We start from the raw sequence: 15,829 nt of genomic DNA, 5'->3' as shown, positions 1-15,829 counted from the left end.
TTATAAATAAGGATGATCTGCGATTGTTTTACTATAATCAACATTTAACCTGCTTTCCAGGTACTCTTACCAATAAGCAAGTTATCTAACATGGATTCCCGCCCGTTTTTGCATAAAGTGGCTATAATAAAGCACCTAAAGTAAATAACGCGATAAAAACCAAATAAACAATCACTGCATGTTCTACTAAACTTTCAGCGTAGGACATTTGCACTGGCTCTGCCTCTGTCGTACGTGCAGCTAATAATCCGCCTTCACTCAAAAAAATATCATTATTTTCAGGGGAAGATAGAAATTTTTGCATGAAGAAATGCAAGCCCCGTTGAAAATTCCCTACTAATAAATAAAGAATTACAGTAATTCGAGCTGGAATCCAATCAAGTATATTTGTTATCTGAGTGGCTAATTGAGCAGTTGCACCATGCATACGGCATAGAGAAATCAAACGATAAACGAGAGCACCCAACGCACCAAATATTATATACCAAAAAATAACTGCAAATAATTGACCATTGGCTTTCGCAAAATAATCGCCAACAACAAGCTCACTATGCTCTGCATCCGTATCTTCTCTGACTGGATAAAAGGGATTTTCGGGGCCTATACAATAATAAAAAATAACTAGGTTCAGCAAAAAGCCAATAAATCCAAATAAAACATGGTTAAAAATATAAAGAAGTAAAGCACAGATAATAGCTATCGGTAAGACAGCAGCCAGTAGAATTAATGTCTGATTTAAGAGTTGATGGGATTTTGGAAGCCGCTGATAGAGGGTATTAAAATAAGCAGGAAACCAATTAAAGCGCAGATGCGATACTGCATGAACTAAATACCTTTCACTTAATAAGCTTAAAAGAATAACAAGCAGTTTCATTTTTAATCCTTACGCATTTTGTCAGACAAGGCGATTGGTGTTGGATACTTTAACACTACTAAATAAGATGAGACGATAAAAGTTAAAATGGTTGTTGCTTGAATTAAATTTGATGCAACCTCGGAAATTAATTGAGTACTCATCGCTATACTTGCTACCAAAAGAGAAAATTCACTTGCTTGCCCTAAGCGAAATCCCACTTCTTTGGCCACAGGCTTTTTTTCACCTGCACGAATGAGTAAGAATCTAAATAGTAGAGGTTTAACTAATAACATTAAAAAAGATAAGATACACGCAGGTATAACCACCTGGGCCGCAAATCCAAAATTAAAAGTAGCGCCGATTGAAAAGAAAAACATCACTAAGAAGAAGTCACGCAAGGGTTTTAAACTTTCAGCGATATAAAGAGAAATTGGACTGGCAGCTAACGCAACACCAGCTACAAACGCGCCGATATCTTCAGATAATCCAAGCTTTTTCGCTAAAAATGACATGCCTAAACACCAGCCAATCGAGAGAAGAAAGACATACTCTTGTGTCCTATCAAAGCGAGCTAGTAATTTGACGAGTATATATCGCTCGACAGCGAAAGCAAAAAGAGTCAGAGAAGGTAAAGCAATGCCAACTAGTATAAGGTCATTCCAGGAAAATCCGTGACTCTGCTGCGCGCCATTAATAAGGATCAAAACGATAATCGCAATAACATCTTGCATCAACAGAACACTGATCATCACCTCACCGGTATGTTGATGATGCAGGATCGTTGTGGGTAATAGTTTAAGTCCGATAATAGTGCTCGAAAACATCATCGCCGCACCCAAAATCCACGATTCTGTCACATCGAGACCAAACCAGCGCCCAATCAAATAAGCAATAACAGCAAATAAAATGGAACTGACAACCGCAATCCAAGTAATTTTTCTTAACATATGCACTAGGTTTTGTGGTTGTAAGTGCAGACCTAATAAAAACAGTAGGAACACAATACCAATATCCCCTACCTGCTGAACCACTTCGACGTCGGCAACGAGTTTTAATCCCCAGGGACCTAAAGCTGCTCCCAAAAGAATATATGCAACCAGCAGCGATTGTTTGGTGTAAAGCACCAAAGTAGAGAAAATAGCTGCTCCAGCAAAAATTAAAAAAATGGTATAAAAAACCGCTCCGGTCTGCATAACCTCAACATCCTAACGTGAAAATTGGATCGTAATTTAAAAAATGCTATATACCACAAAACAGACACATTTAACTAGAGGCTTACTGCCATTAAGTTAAGTGATCATTCCCTTGGCTACATTAACTATCAGCAGTCGGTGCGTATTCTATTAATGGTAACCTTCACCCTCTGTTTTACCTCGGAAAAGATGATAGGCGTACATTGTATAAGCAAGTAAAACAGGCAACATAATTGCCACACCGACTAAAATAAAAATCAACGTAGAATTAGGTGCCGCACCTTCCCATAAAGTAATTTTATGTGGAATTAGATAAGGATAAACACTGATGGCAATTCCACAATAGGAACACAAAAAGATAATAATGCTAAAAATAAAGGGCTTAAGCTCATCTCCCTTTTCTAAACTTCTCCACGTTAAAAAAACCATGACTGCAGTAATAAGTGGTAAGGGAGAGAGTAATAATACATTCGGAAAACTATACCAGCGATTAAATATTTCTGTGCTGTGCAAGGGAGTCCAAATACTGACAAACACCAAAAATAAACTCACTAAAACAAGCAAACCTTTCGCATAATGCACCATTTTTCGCTGCAGACGCCCCTCTGATTTGATGATCATCCAAGTTGCCCCAAGCAACCCATAACCACAGACTAACGCGATACCAGTAAGAAAACTAAAGGGGCTTAACCAATTCGTATCATTAATGGTTAAAGAAACTTCATTAATTGCAAAACCTTTCACGAAACAACCTAAGATAACTCCCTGAAAGAAAGCCGCAGCCACTGAGCTAATTGAAAATAGCCAATTCCACAAGGTTTTCGAAGTCTCGGCTTTAAAGCGAAACTCAAAACTGACACCACGAAAAATTAATGCCGTTAACATTAACATGATAGGCATGTAGAGAATGGGTAATAATAAGCCGTAAATCAAGGGAAAAGCACCATAGAGCATCGCTCCCCCAAAGACTAGCCATGTTTCATTACCATCCCAGACTGGAGCGACAGAATTCATCATACGATCACGCTCTCTCTCGCTCCCTGTAAAAGGAAACAAAATGCCGATTCCTAAATCAAAACCATCAAGAACAACATACATGAGGACAATAAAAGCTAAAAGACCAGCAAATATTAACGGAAGCATTAGTGTTCTCCCTCATCAGTAGTCATATATTGGAATAGATGATGCTCAATATCATGCTTATCAAGCTCTAAAGGACCAAGACGAATTAATTTAAAGAGATAATACAAATAAAAACTAAATACGACGCCATAAGCTAAGGCAAGTAACACCATGGAAATAATCACCTCTTCCATACCCACAGCAGAGACTGCTTCTTTTGTTTTCATAAGGTTATATACTACCCAAGGCTGCCGACCTATTTCAGCGGTCAACCATCCAGCAATGGTGGCAACAAATCCTAAGGGGGCCATCGCCAGGCATAATTGGTGGAAAATTCGTGAGGAATAAAGCGCTTTTCTCATACGCAGGAACAGAGCAAGCAATGCAACGGTTAGCATTAATAAGCCAATCCCCACCATAATTCTGAACGAAAAAAACACAGGTGCCACACGAGGCTGGTCGTCTTTAGCTACGGAGTTTAAACCTAATAATTCACCATCCCATTTATGCGTATTGACTAAACTCGCCAATTTGGGAATAGATATTTCATATTCATTTTTTTGTTTTTCTTGAGAAGGCCAGGCAAACAACACTAAAGGTGCACCTTTTTGAGTTGTCCAGTTAGCTTCTATTGCAGCAGTTTTAAGAGGTTGATATTTGTTGACCAGCAAACCAACCGTATCCCCCATGAAAATCTGTAAAGGAACGAGGAACAAAGCAGCCCACATAGCAAAGGATAAACAAGTCATTGCGACTTTAACTTGTTTATTTTTCAGTAAAAAATAACTTGCAACAGCAGCAACAACAAAGGCGGTTGTTGTATAAGAGGCTAAAACCATATGAAGAAAACGGGGAATAAAAGAGGGATTAAAAACAACATCCCACCAATCTGCAACAAGGTAACGCCCGTTCACAAGATCATAACCACTCGGGGTTTGCATCCAAGAATTGGCTGCAAGTATCCAAAAAGCTGAAATCGTTGTGCCAATTGTTACTAAAACAGTTGCGGTAAAATGTAATGTTGGCGGGACACGTTTCCAGCCAAAAAGCATGATTCCGAGAAATCCTGCTTCTAAAAAGAACGCCGTTAAAGTTTCATATGCGAATAAGGCGCCGAGCACATTACCAAATTGAGCGATGAAAGGACCAAAATTGGTACCTATTTGATAGGCCAACACGATGCCCGACACTACCCCCATTCCAAACGTAAGTGCAAAAATTTTAGTCCAAAACTTACAAATTGTTTGATAAACAGGGTTGCGAGTTTTTAACCAGGTCGCTTCCATGATGACTAAAAAAAGGGCCAAGCCAAGGTTGAAGGTGGGAAAAAGGATATGAAACCCAATGCTACAAGCAAATTGTACTCTTGATAAAATCTCAACAATCATATCATCTCCTTAGCAAGGGAAACCAATTTTATTGTTAAATAGCCAGTACCTAAGTCATCTTTTAATAAGTCAAGATTTATCATACACCTATTTACAGCTATTGGGGATAGCTTGGCATTGAATAATGCATAAAGTATTATCTAAGTTCTATGTTGGAAATTAAATGAAAAAAAACGATTTAAACTGCCTAGACTTATTTCCTCCTTGTTTTTAATAGCGTATATTCTCCTCTGTACCTTGAACACAGAATAGACAATTAGTAGCCAAGATGTTAAAATTTTACTTTTTCCTATTCGTTTTTACACACAGTCTGAACAAATAAAAATAGGGAGCATTAAAGTCAATGAGTTACAGCAGCGAGCAATCTTCGACAAAAACCCAATCGACTTCCCAAGGAGTGATACCCTGGATAGTATGGGGTTTAGGATGTCTTTTCTATTTTTATGAATGCTTGCTTCAAGTGTCCCCCTCTGTCATGAGTACTGAGTTGATGCGGGATTTTTCTGTTACCAGCCGTACTTTAGGAATCTTATCGGGTATTTATTTTTATTCTTACGCAGCCATGCAATTGCCCGGCGGTGTTTTAATGGATCGCTTCGGCCCCCATCGCTTGCTTACTATAGCGACCACAATTTGTGCCATTAGTACAATCGCTTTCGGACTTACTGATAGTTTTTTTATGGCCTGTATTGCACGCCTGATGATTGGCTTTGGCTCAGCATTTGCTGCCGTAGGTTCTATGAAACTTGCTGCTAATTGGTTTCCTCCCCAACGATTTGCTCTGCTTACCGGGATGATGGTCACTATTGGTATGCTTGGCGCTATTGGGGGAGAAGGTCCCCTCGCTTTCCTAGTAGATACCACAGGCTGGCGACAAAGCATGATTATCATGGGAATCATCGGTCTTTTTCTTGCCGTTCTTATTCTTCTGATCGCTAAAGATGCTCCTAATAAGATTAATCAAACTCATCAGATCGAGGAAGAACCACTTTTAAGCAGTCTCTTTACTTTAATAAAAAATAAACAGCTCTGGCTGGTTGCGGTTTACGGCGGATTAATGTACATGTCTACTCCGGTATTCTGCGGTTTATGGGGTGTACCTTTTTTAATGTTTAAAATGAATTTGGCAAAAGCAACTGCAGCTAACTATATTTCTCTAGTTTTTGTTGGTTGGGCAATCGCTAGCCCGTTATGGGGGATTTTCTCTAACCGTATTGGCCTTAGAAAGCCACCGATGTATATCGCTAGTATTGGTGCTCTAATAACAAGTTTGCTTTTTATTTATGCGCCACTGGAATCTGGCTTGATAATGCAGTTGTTACTTTTTTTCTTTGGTATTTTCTCAGCCGCATTTCTTCCTGCTTTTGCAGTTGCCAAAGAATTATGTAACAAACGCTATGTCGCCACTGGCTTAAGTTTTATGAACATGATGAATATGGTTGGTATCGCGCTTGCCCAACCTCTCGTTGGCCTAATTTTGGATACCATGTGGAAAGGTGAAGTCATTGACAAAGTACGGGTATACCCACTGGAAGCTTATCATATCGCATTGGCTATACTGCCTTTAGGTATCTTGGTTTCCTTACTGATTTTACCTCGTATCCAAGAGACTTACTGTCAAAGTGTGCAAGGATGAAAAAATAATAGTTCAGTTAAAAAGACTATGTTGGGCCTTGCCTCAACTTTTTTTCACATGAACTTAGTTCCTAAATAAACAATTGTTGATTTTTAGAAGTAGAAAATTATGGCAAAAAAACTCTTTATCAAAACAAATGGCTGCCAGATGAACGAATACGACTCATCCAAAATGGCTGAAGTATTATTGCAATCTCATGGCTTAGAAAAGACAGACAAGGTCGAGGAAGCAGATGTCATCTTATTAAATACTTGCTCCATTCGCGAAAAAGCACAGGAAAAAGTGTTTTCGCAACTAGGGCAATGGCGTGACTTTAAAAAGAACAACCCCAATGTTGTCATCGGTGTCGGTGGTTGTGTCGCGAGTCAGGAAGGTGCAGATATCATCAAACGTGCGCCTTTTGTGGATCTTGTCTTCGGTCCACAAACGCTTCATCGCCTACCAGCCTTACTTAATGAGCGTTTAGATACAAAAAAACCCGTAGTTGATATCAGTTTTCCTGAAATTGAAAAATTTGACCATCTACCCGCGCCTCGTGCTGAAGGTCCGGTTGCCTTTGTCTCAATTATGGAAGGTTGTAGTAAATATTGCAGCTATTGCGTCGTTCCCTATACCCGCGGTGAAGAAATAAGCCGTCCTTTTGATGATGTATTGGCTGAATGTTTCCAATTGGCTGCTCAGGGTGTGCGCGAAATTAATCTTCTCGGTCAAAACGTTAATGATTATCGCGGTACTATGAATAATGGCGATATTGCTGATCTGGCTTTATTAATCCAATATTTAGCAGCTATAGACAATATAGGGCGCATTCGTTTTACGACTTCCCACCCACTCGCTTTCTCCGATAATTTAATTAACGCTTATGCTGAAGTACCTAAACTAGCAAATCATCTTCATCTTCCAGTACAAAGTGGTTCAGACAAAATTCTATCAATGATGAAACGTGGTTATACTGCAATGGAATTTAAATCTAAAATTCGTAAATTGCGAAAAGTAAGACCGGATATTCGTCTTTCAACTGATATTATTGTGGGATTTCCTGGCGAAACTGACCAAGACTTTCAAGATACTATGGATCTAGTCCATGAAATGGGCTTTGATACCTCGTTCAGCTTCATTTATAGTGCACGCCCCGGAACACCTGCTGCTAATTTACCTGATGAAACACCCATGGAGGTAAAAAAGCAAAGACTACAAATTTTACAAAACAGACTGCTTTTGCAAGCCTCTCGCTATAGCCAATCCATGGTGGGCAGCACTCAGCGAATTTTAGTTACGGGTAAGTCGAAAAAAAATTCACAGCAATTATCCGGTCGTACTGAATGTAATCGTGTAGTCAATTTTGATGGTCCCCATTCGCTGATTGGCCAATTTGTGGAGGTTCATATTAACGAATCCTTACCTAATTCTCTGCGTGGCAGATTAACTGAGGATGAATTAATCACAGCTTGATATGACTGATACTATTTCGAAACAAATCATTATCCCGCGCGAATATCATGGCCAAAGGCTAGATGTGGTGCTCGCGCAATTATTTCCTGATTACTCTCGTTCCCAACTAAGTGCATGGCTAAAAGAAGGCGCTATCACTTTCAATCATAGATCAGCTAAGCCCAAAGATAAGGTAATGGGTGGCGAAGAAATTGAACTAAAGGTAGATTTCAACGACTCTGGAGATTCGTATCTTCCTGAAGCAATTCCCTTGAATATTATTTATGAAGACGAGCAAGTTTTAGTGGTCAATAAACCTGCAGGCCTTGTTGTCCATCCAGGAGCAGGTAATCGTGAACACACGTTAGTCAATGCCCTACTTCATCATGCTCCTAGCCTACAACATTTGCCACGGGCAGGAATCATCCACAGATTGGATAAAGACACAACAGGTTTACTGGTGATTGCTAAAACCTTAACCGCCCACACCAATCTTATTCGCCAAATGCAAGCGCGTGAAATACAACGTAACTATTTAACGCTTGTTCAAGGTCATTTAATCTCTGGGGGTGAAATCAATACCTTTTATGGGAGGCATCCAAGAAATCGTTTAAAAATGGCTGTCTGCGCACAAGGAAGAGAAGCAATCACTTTATATACGATTCGCAAACAGTACCATGATTTTACTCTTCTTAATGTACAACTGATGACTGGTCGCACACATCAAATCCGTGTTCATATGGCGCATATCAATCATCCCGTTGTCGGCGATCCGCTTTATGGCGGTAGAATGCGCTTTCCTGTTGATGCGACCGAGGAATTAAGAGATTTATTTAAACAATTTCAACGACAAGCTTTGCATGCTTGGCGATTATCCTTTGCTCATCCGGAATCTGAAGAAACATTGACATTTGAAGCCAATTTGCCGGATGATTTCCAATCCCTTATACAAGCTTTGGATAATCATAGTGACTAACCTATATGCTAATTGGCCTGCGCCTCCTAATGTCTCTGCCCTGACAACAATGAAAACTCCTGGTCTCAGTCAAGCACCTTATGATGCGAATAACCTAGGTCTTCATGTAGGTGATGATGAAATCGCAGTACAGGCCAATCGCCAAAATCTTGTCGCTAGGCTCAAGCTTGCCAAAGAACCTGAATGGTTAGAACAAATTCACTCCAATCACTGCGTTGTTGTCGAAGAAGATCAAAATCGCAAAGCAGATGCTGCCGTAACTCGTTCGACGGCTCATCCACTGGTAATCATGACGGCTGATTGTTTACCAATTATGCTCTGTAACAGGCAGGGTACTGAAATCGCGGCTATCCACTCCGGTTGGCGCGGTTTAGTTAATGGCGTGATTGAAAATACGCTGAATAAGATGCAAAGTTCTCCTGAACAACTCATGGCCTGGATTGGTCCTGCAATTTGTCAATCCTGTTATGAGGTCGGTGGTGAGGTGTTGGATGCTTATCAAAATCGTTATTCTTTTGCATCCAAAGGATTCCAGCCAAAAGGAGAAAAATGGCTTGCTAATTTGTCACTGCTAGCTGAGTTAGTTCTCAACTCGCTAGGCATTTTAGCTGTGTATCAATCAAAAATATGTACTTTTGAGCAAGAAAATGCCTTTTATTCCTATCGCCGCGAGGCGCAAACAGGTAGAATGGCTACTCTCATTTGGCTCAACAAAATCAATGGGGAAAACTAATATGGCTTTTAAAATCCACACTCTCATTAGAATTGTATTGCTATCTATGCTGTCTTTCGCAGCATCTGCAGTACCCATGGAAAATGCAGCAGTACCCCCTACTCTTGCACCGGTGTTAAAAAATGCGATGCCGGCTATCGTCAATGTAGCGGTACAAGGTGTTTTACCTAACTCAAACGCAAATGCTGAAGACGATGATGCCGATTCGCAAGATCAACAAGCACAAGCACAACCGCAACCCCAAGTACCTGAAAAAGCGAGAAAATTTCAAAGCATAGGTTCAGGTGTAATTGTTGACCCACAAAATGGTGTGATCATCACTAATGATCACGTTATTCGTAATGCCAACCTCATTACTGTTACCTTAAATGATGGTCGTCGTTTGAAGGCAAAACTGATTGGCGGTGATAGCGAAACCGATATTGCAGTCTTAAAAATCGATGCAAAAAATCTTAAAAGCCTTCCCATTGGCGATTCAGATAAAGCTGAGGTAGGCGATTTTGTGGTCGCTATCGGTAATCCTTTTGGACTGAACAGCTTTGGTAATAGCCAAACAGCAACCTTCGGAATCATTAGTGCTACCAAACGCAGTGATTTAAATATCGAAGGCGTTGAGAATTTTATTCAAACTGACGCAGCAATTAACCCAGGAAATTCTGGAGGCGCTCTTGTCAACGCAGCCGGTGAACTCATTGGAATTAATACGGCTATCATTTCTCCTTATGGTGGTAATATCGGTATTGGCTTTGCAATTCCTATTAATATGGCAAAAGATGTTGCCCAACAATTAGTTAAATATGGTTCTATCCATCGTGGATTAATGGGTATTTTCGTTCAACATCTTACTCCTGAATTAGCTCAAGCAATGGGTTATTCGGAAGATTTCAAGGGCGCTCTTGTTGCTCAAGTCAATCAAGACTCTCCGGCTGAGAAAGCAGGTTTAAAACCTGGAGATATCATTACTCAAATCAATAACACTAAGATAACAGAGGCAACACAGGTCAAATCGACCGTTGGGCTTTTACGTGTAGGTAGTGATGCTAAAATTCTATTGCAGCGTGATGGTAAAGAGATCACCTTAAATGCTTCTGTCACTGATGTTAAGAAACATGAGCAAAAGCTGCAAGCGAGTAATCCTTTCTTATATGGTTTAGCGCTGAAGAATTTTGAGCAAGATTCTCCTTTACATGGTCACGTGGTAGGTGTTCAGGTAGTAGGCGCTTCTGAGAACAGTGCCGGCTGGAGAGCTGGTTTGAGGCCAGGTGATATTATTATTGCAGCTAACAAGACACAAACGACTAATGTTAAATCACTCCAGACCGTTGCTCAGCAGCAAAAACAACAGATGTTAGTTCAGGTATTGCGTGGTATTGGCGCGCTCTACTTATTAATTGTGTAAACAAAGCCGGTTATTTGTAGCCGGGTAAGATTACCCTCCTCTTCCTTAAATGTTGGGCCTTGTCCCAACATTTATTAATTTTTTTGAACCAAAGCCAAACCTATATTAAGAAGAACAAGAAAAATAAAAACTTTCTGAAAAAATATTAGCTTAGTACTCTTGACATCAATCCCATTAAACGACAAAATCACGACCTCTTGTGGCTACGTAGCTCAGCCGGTTAGAGCGCGGCACTCATAATGCTGAGGTCGGTGGTTCGAGTCCACCCGTAGCCACCATTAAATCAATAAGTTACGTTTACCGAGTTTTTCCCAATTATGGGGTCACTAACCCACTAACAGCACAGCATCTTCCACTAAGTAGTAACTATGATATATCGCATAGAGGCTTATGATAGAAGAACCTTGGTATAGGCTCCGTAGCAAGAACAACTATTAGTTAATAATTTACTAACCAGGCCCAACGAATGGATAATTGGGAGGATTATTAATTATATAAAAACAATTTGAAGCTAATAATTAGATTTTCTACTGAATATGTACTTTAATATAAATGGTCCTATGGAATAGGATAAATCAGTAACTCATTACCAAAAGGAATTTATCATGAATAAAATAATTATTGGAATTGGTTTAGGATTATTAACCTCTTTAAGTTTCGCTTCAAGTTCATCCTCCAATGCGCCTACCGATGTTAATAAGCCTCAATGGAGTTGCACTACAAACGCAAGCAGCGCTAGCACAGATACTGAAAAAGCTGCTGACAACAATATGGCTAACAATAAAAGCTCTGCAGCGAATGCATTTAGCTTAGCTGCGCAAAATTGCAGAGATTGCACAAAAATTACATGTGAAGTTTCAAATTAATTATAAAGAGCTTGCTCCAGTGAGCAAGCTCTTCTTTTTTTTTAAGACCTCTCTGTTTTTAAAGAAAAAGTAAGGGGACGATCATGGGCTATATTATTGGATGGTTATTAGGAATTCCAATTAGTATTTTGGTTTTAATCTGGCTGCTTTCTCATCTTTAAAAGGATCTTAAGTATGGATAATCAATATGATGCAGTAAAATCAAAATCTATTTCTCATATCTGTTGGTCTGCTGTTTTTGCCGGTGCATTTATTGGATTAGGATTGAGCTTCTTATTGCAGATTTATGGCATGGCAATCAGTTTAAGTGCTTATAACTCTTCATCTGCTGGTGTTACTACCATTGCAATTGGAGGTTTCCTTGGGTTCCTGGTAGGCACCATTGCTGCTTTTGTGGCTGCAGGCTTTGTATCTGGTTATTTGGGGCGGTTTCACTACAATCATTGCCACGGGGGTATTATTTATGGCTTTCTAACCTGGAGCATGGCTTTAGTATTAAGCGCCATTATGTGGCTTCCTTTTTCTCATTATACCTCTTCTTATGTCAAAGCCTTATCCCCTAATGTAGAAATTACAAACGCATTATCTCAACCAGTCGAAATAAAACCCAATACCAACACTATTTCCAAGAATGAACCTACCGAAGCTCACTCGAAGGTAAAAATTACCCCTACCACTTTAATAGGAAGCTCCTGGCTACTCTTTATTCTTTTCTTCATTGGAGCATTATCTTGTTGTATAGGGGCTTGTTGGGGAATGGCTTGCAAGAAAAAATGCACAGCTATGCCAAACAGTAATCGCTCTACATCCGCATAACACAAGTAGAAAACCCATAAAGCTGCAGCTTCATGGGTTTTCTACTTGTAAGGATTTTTAGAGCTTTTTGGCAAATATTTTCATTAATCACTTTAGGGTGGAAATAGTATAAACAACAGTCCATTATCTATCAAATACTGAAGGACAATACAAGTTAAACTCTTCCAAGCAAAATCAAAATGAGTAATATTACTAATATTAAACCAATTAATCCACTAGGACCATAGCCCCAATTTTTACTGTAGCTCCATCTAGGGAGGCCCCCAATAAGAACTAAAATTAAAAGTATTATGAGAATGGTACTTAACATAATCACTCCTTGATTAATTATGCCCGCCGATGGTCAAAGAACTTAAATTGATAACAATTAACAAGTAAACATCCTCCTGTTAAACCAACAAGTTCCCCAAATAAATAATGAAAGCTTGATAAAAACTCTATTAAAATATCAACAGTTTAAATATAGTATATTTTCAGCATGTTAAACACCGGAAAGAAGCGAATAGAATATCATCAGAAATAATTTTATTATTGGTTTTTTATTGCGCAAATTAATAGGCGAATAGATATTTTTATTATCAAAATTTAGTTCAGAGAGGCTGTTTTTGTATGTTCTTCAGGCCTAAAACAATCAATTTCGCTTACTACCAATAACTCACTTTTTCACTAATCAATAAGATTGGTGGAGGATTTTAAAAACGTAAGCTTGTGACTCGCATTCTAATTCTTTTGCCCGCCAATAACCTGGGCAGCCTCTAGAGGCTTCGAATAATTAAATCAGATATGTAGAAAAAAGGTTGGTTTCATCCCAAACTTTGCAAGTGGCTTGCTGATAAGAGGGTAAGAAAACACTAGGGTATCTTCAGAAATTTAGTTATGATGTTGTACGCTCTTTAATGTTGATAAATGATTAACGGTTGTTTAATGCGAAAAATTGCGTTTTATCTATTAACACTATTTTCTTTAATCAATACCCATGCCGCTGATGTCGCCCTTAAGCGAGTGACTGTCGATGGTAAACCGGTTTATATGCTTTATGTTGGCGCCTTTCCACATGAAAATAATGCATTGCAATTAAAATTTAAATTATCATCTTTCATCAAAGAACCTATAACTATCGATCACCCCGCAAATCAAGAAAACTATTTTGTTAATATCGGTCCCATCAATGACTATAAAACGGCGATCACGCTACAAAGAAAATTAGTTGTGGATGCACAAACCAAAACAGTGACAAAATCTGTGGCAAAGACCACAGCTAAAACGAAAACAACAACTGTCCAGCCTACCGAAAATACATCACCAGCACCGGCCCAGCACCAAAATACACCAACAATTGCCCAAGACAATCTAAAAGAAACTGCTAAGGACACCGTTGCTGAAGAGGCACCAAAGCAAACAAGCGACGAGAAAAAATTATGGAATTTAAAAAATGCGGATATCCGCGCAGTCATTGGTGAGGTTTCGCGAGTAACAGGTAAAAACTTTATTATTGATCCTCGTGTTCAAGGGAAAATTTCAATTACTTCGAGCACCGCAATGTCCGATGATGAACTTTATCAAGTCTTTTTATCGATGCTCCAAATATCTGGTTATGCTGCTATTCCAAGCGGCGATGTGATTAAAATCGTGCCCAACATTGATGCTAAAACTATTTCCCCTGATCCGCTGTTATCGAAAAATCCACCGCATGGTGACGAGATGATGGTTGCAGTCATCCCTGTACATTATGTGCCTTCGGAACAACTTGTTCCTGTATTACGCCCATTGATGCCACAATGGAGCAGCGTTTCAGCTTATGGTCCTTCTAACATGCTTATCTTGTCAGGACGCGCGAGTAATATTAAACAGTTAGTGCGCATTATCAAACAAGTCGATACCTCTTCTGCTAACGGACTTGATATGGTTCATTTAAAGCATGCTTTAGCCATGGATGTAGCCAGCACCTTGAAAGACTTAATGAAATCACAAACAAGTGGCAACCATGCTCAAACAATGATCGCGGTGGATGACCGCAGTAATGCCATCATTTTGAGCGGAACGCGGACAGAGCGCCTAAAATTACGCTTACTTATTAATCGGTTGGATCGAGCAAATCTCAATGGTTACGATAGCAATACCCAAGTTGTTTACCTTAATTACTTACGCGCTGAGGACTTAGTACCTATTTTGGCAGGTATTGCCCAGGCTAATTTTAGTGGTAATGTCGGGACAACCATTGGCACCATTACTCGTCCAGAATTAGATAGCACCAACCCTGCCTCAAACTTAGTGACTAATTCTTCTTCGGGTAGTAGCAGTAGCTATAGTTCCTCTTCTTCGACAGCTGCTCAAACACCACCGGCCAGTGCGAACTCTTCCGCTGCTGCACCAAATACGGCTTCAGCCAGCACACAAAATGAAGGCTCGACTAAACCCACTGTCCAAATTATCGCCGAACCTAATACGAATTCGATCATTATTAACGCACCTGCAAGCCTTATTCGCATTCTACGAGCCGTTATTCGTCAATTAGACATTCGCCCTGCACAGTTACTGATTGAAGCACTAGTTGCTGAAGTCAATGAAGCAGATGTGAAGAGTTTAGGCATTGAATGGGGCTCAAATCAGCAAACTGGTAGACCAAGTGATTTCAGACCTGGTTTTGCGATCGTTAATTCAAAAACCTCAATTGATGATTTCCAGGCAGAAATTTTTGCTCTCGCGCAGCAACACAAAGCCAATATTTTGTCCACGCCTTCTGTCGTCGTATTAGATAATCGACAAGCGAAAATTTTGGTCGGTAAGCAAGTTTCTGTTGCTTCAACAACCTATCCCAATAATGCAGGCGGAACAACAACTGCCAGTCCCTATGTCACCTTTGATCGCGTCAACGTCGCACTTCATCTGTATGTGAGACCACAAATTACACGAGGCAAAGGTATTCAGTTGCAAATCGATCAGGGCAATGACACGATTGATCCAGCCTCAACAACGAACTCCACGAACCCTACCTTTGATATAAGTAGCATAGTAACTTCTGTGCATATCGAGAGCGGTGACATTGTTGTACTTGGGGGATTAATCCAAAATAGTCTGGGTAATGACAACAATAAAATCCCAATCCTTGGCGATATACCTGGAATGGGTCGTGCGTTTCAACACAATATTAACAACCATGAAAAACGCGTGCTTATGGTCTTTATTCGTCCTATAATATTAAGAACTGAGCGTGATGCCTTAGAAGTTACCAATGGTAAATATAATGATATCCGCCAATACGAGCTGAAATGGTTACGGGAGCAACCCTTCAATAAAGAAAACGAAGACATGATTTTACCTCCATTAAGTCAGGCAAAATTGCCCAGACCTTTTACTCGGCAGAAACCACCGGTACTGGCAGCAAAACCACCGATAATGATGACTAAATAATG

Annotated in this window: 13 protein-coding genes and 1 tRNA gene; 9 read left to right on the top strand and 5 right to left on the bottom strand. The window is 39.7% G+C overall.

The window, feature by feature from the left end:
- Positions 1 to 121 precede the first annotated feature (121 nt).
- From ampE to Lnau_RS05845, 4 genes are all read right to left on the bottom strand, one after another.
- Positions 122 to 874 (bottom strand): regulatory signaling modulator protein AmpE, encoded by a 753-nt coding sequence (ampE, locus tag Lnau_RS05860; RefSeq protein WP_058504204.1) that lies wholly within the window; start codon positions 872 to 874, stop codon positions 122 to 124.
- A 2-nt stretch (positions 875 to 876) separates the two neighbouring features.
- Positions 877 to 2,049: a cation:proton antiporter gene (locus Lnau_RS05855; protein ID WP_058504203.1), complete on the bottom strand. Its 1,173-nt coding sequence runs from the start codon at positions 2,047 to 2,049 to the stop codon at positions 877 to 879.
- A gap of 150 nt (positions 2,050 to 2,199) precedes the next feature.
- Positions 2,200 to 3,192 (bottom strand): cytochrome d ubiquinol oxidase subunit II, encoded by a 993-nt coding sequence (gene cydB, locus Lnau_RS05850; protein WP_058504202.1) that lies wholly within the window; start codon positions 3,190 to 3,192, stop codon positions 2,200 to 2,202.
- Complete coding sequence (locus tag Lnau_RS05845; RefSeq protein WP_058504201.1) at positions 3,192 to 4,559, bottom strand: cytochrome ubiquinol oxidase subunit I; 1,368 nt, start codon at positions 4,557 to 4,559, stop codon at positions 3,192 to 3,194. Before Lnau_RS05845 ends, cydB begins: the two co-directional genes overlap by 1 nt.
- Before the next feature lie 343 nt (positions 4,560 to 4,902).
- On the opposite strand from Lnau_RS05845, the gene Lnau_RS05840 reads away from it, so the two are divergent.
- The 8 genes from Lnau_RS05840 to Lnau_RS05805 all read left to right on the top strand — a co-directional run bounded on the left by Lnau_RS05840 (position 4,903) and on the right by Lnau_RS05805 (position 12,416).
- Positions 4,903 to 6,195 carry an MFS transporter gene (locus Lnau_RS05840; protein ID WP_058504200.1) on the top strand — a complete coding sequence of 431 codons (1,293 nt, stop codon included), beginning with the start codon at positions 4,903 to 4,905 and terminating at the stop codon, positions 6,193 to 6,195.
- 108 nt (positions 6,196 to 6,303) lie between these two features.
- Positions 6,304 to 7,647, top strand: coding sequence for a tRNA (N6-isopentenyl adenosine(37)-C2)-methylthiotransferase MiaB (gene miaB, locus Lnau_RS05835; protein ID WP_058504199.1), 1,344 nt, complete (start codon positions 6,304 to 6,306; stop codon positions 7,645 to 7,647).
- Position 7,648: 1 nt separating this feature from the next.
- Positions 7,649 to 8,602, top strand: a complete 954-nt coding sequence (gene rluD, locus Lnau_RS05830) for a 23S rRNA pseudouridine(1911/1915/1917) synthase RluD (RefSeq protein WP_058504198.1) — start codon at positions 7,649 to 7,651, stop codon at positions 8,600 to 8,602.
- Positions 8,595 to 9,335 carry a peptidoglycan editing factor PgeF gene (pgeF, locus tag Lnau_RS05825; RefSeq protein ID WP_058504197.1) on the top strand — a complete coding sequence of 247 codons (741 nt, stop codon included), beginning with the start codon at positions 8,595 to 8,597 and terminating at the stop codon, positions 9,333 to 9,335. Before rluD ends, pgeF begins: the two co-directional genes overlap by 8 nt.
- A 46-nt stretch (positions 9,336 to 9,381) precedes the next feature.
- Positions 9,382 to 10,734, top strand: a complete 1,353-nt coding sequence (locus Lnau_RS05820; RefSeq protein WP_238585951.1) for a Do family serine endopeptidase — start codon at positions 9,382 to 9,384, stop codon at positions 10,732 to 10,734.
- Between the two features lie 201 nt (positions 10,735 to 10,935).
- Positions 10,936 to 11,012, top strand: a tRNA-Met gene (locus Lnau_RS05815).
- A 327-nt stretch (positions 11,013 to 11,339) separates the two neighbouring features.
- Positions 11,340 to 11,600, top strand: coding sequence for a hypothetical protein (locus Lnau_RS05810; protein ID WP_058504195.1), 261 nt, complete (start codon positions 11,340 to 11,342; stop codon positions 11,598 to 11,600).
- Between the two features lie 174 nt (positions 11,601 to 11,774).
- A complete protein-coding gene (locus Lnau_RS05805; RefSeq protein ID WP_058504194.1) occupies positions 11,775 to 12,416 on the top strand; it encodes a hypothetical protein in 642 nt (213 codons plus the stop codon).
- A 154-nt stretch (positions 12,417 to 12,570) separates the two neighbouring features.
- On the opposite strand, the gene Lnau_RS15980 is transcribed toward Lnau_RS05805, so the two are convergent.
- Positions 12,571 to 12,726, bottom strand: a complete 156-nt coding sequence (locus Lnau_RS15980) for a DUF3309 family protein (RefSeq protein ID WP_065240250.1) — start codon at positions 12,724 to 12,726, stop codon at positions 12,571 to 12,573.
- 614 nt (positions 12,727 to 13,340) lie between these two features.
- On the opposite strand from Lnau_RS15980, the gene lspD reads away from it, so the two are divergent.
- The gene (lspD, locus tag Lnau_RS05800) at positions 13,341 to 15,827 is read left to right on the top strand and encodes a GspD family T2SS secretin variant LspD (protein WP_058504825.1); all 2,487 of its coding nucleotides are present in this window, start codon (positions 13,341 to 13,343) and stop codon (positions 15,825 to 15,827) included.
- Positions 15,828 to 15,829 lie beyond the last annotated feature (2 nt).

This window comes from Legionella nautarum (assembly GCF_001467895.1).
Lineage (GTDB): Bacteria > Pseudomonadota > Gammaproteobacteria > Legionellales > Legionellaceae > Tatlockia > Tatlockia nautarum.
Note: the sequence above shows the minus strand (reverse complement) of the source record. Positions and strands in the feature narration are given on the sequence as shown.

What these genes read in the sequence shown, in the direction of transcription:
- Lnau_RS05855 (WP_058504203.1), bottom strand. Translation starts at nt 2,049, where the DNA reads ATGCAGACCGGAGCGGTTTTTTATACCATTTTTTTAATTTTTGCTGGA.
- ampE (WP_058504204.1), bottom strand. Translation starts at nt 874, where the DNA reads ATGAAACTGCTTGTTATTCTTTTAAGCTTATTAAGTGAAAGGTATTTA.
- Lnau_RS05820 (WP_238585951.1), top strand. Translation starts at nt 9,382, where the DNA reads ATGCTGTCTTTCGCAGCATCTGCAGTACCCATGGAAAATGCAGCAGTA.
- rluD (WP_058504198.1), top strand. Translation starts at nt 7,649, where the DNA reads ATGACTGATACTATTTCGAAACAAATCATTATCCCGCGCGAATATCAT.
- Lnau_RS05840 (WP_058504200.1), top strand. Translation starts at nt 4,903, where the DNA reads ATGAGTTACAGCAGCGAGCAATCTTCGACAAAAACCCAATCGACTTCC.
- Lnau_RS05810 (WP_058504195.1), top strand. Translation starts at nt 11,340, where the DNA reads ATGAATAAAATAATTATTGGAATTGGTTTAGGATTATTAACCTCTTTA.
- cydB (WP_058504202.1), bottom strand. Translation starts at nt 3,192, where the DNA reads ATGCTTCCGTTAATATTTGCTGGTCTTTTAGCTTTTATTGTCCTCATG.
- lspD (WP_058504825.1), top strand. Translation starts at nt 13,341, where the DNA reads ATGCGAAAAATTGCGTTTTATCTATTAACACTATTTTCTTTAATCAAT.
- miaB (WP_058504199.1), top strand. Translation starts at nt 6,304, where the DNA reads ATGGCAAAAAAACTCTTTATCAAAACAAATGGCTGCCAGATGAACGAA.
- Lnau_RS05805 (WP_058504194.1), top strand. Translation starts at nt 11,775, where the DNA reads ATGGATAATCAATATGATGCAGTAAAATCAAAATCTATTTCTCATATC.
- Lnau_RS15980 (WP_065240250.1), bottom strand. Translation starts at nt 12,726, where the DNA reads ATGTTAAGTACCATTCTCATAATACTTTTAATTTTAGTTCTTATTGGG.
- Lnau_RS05845 (WP_058504201.1), bottom strand. Translation starts at nt 4,559, where the DNA reads ATGATTGTTGAGATTTTATCAAGAGTACAATTTGCTTGTAGCATTGGG.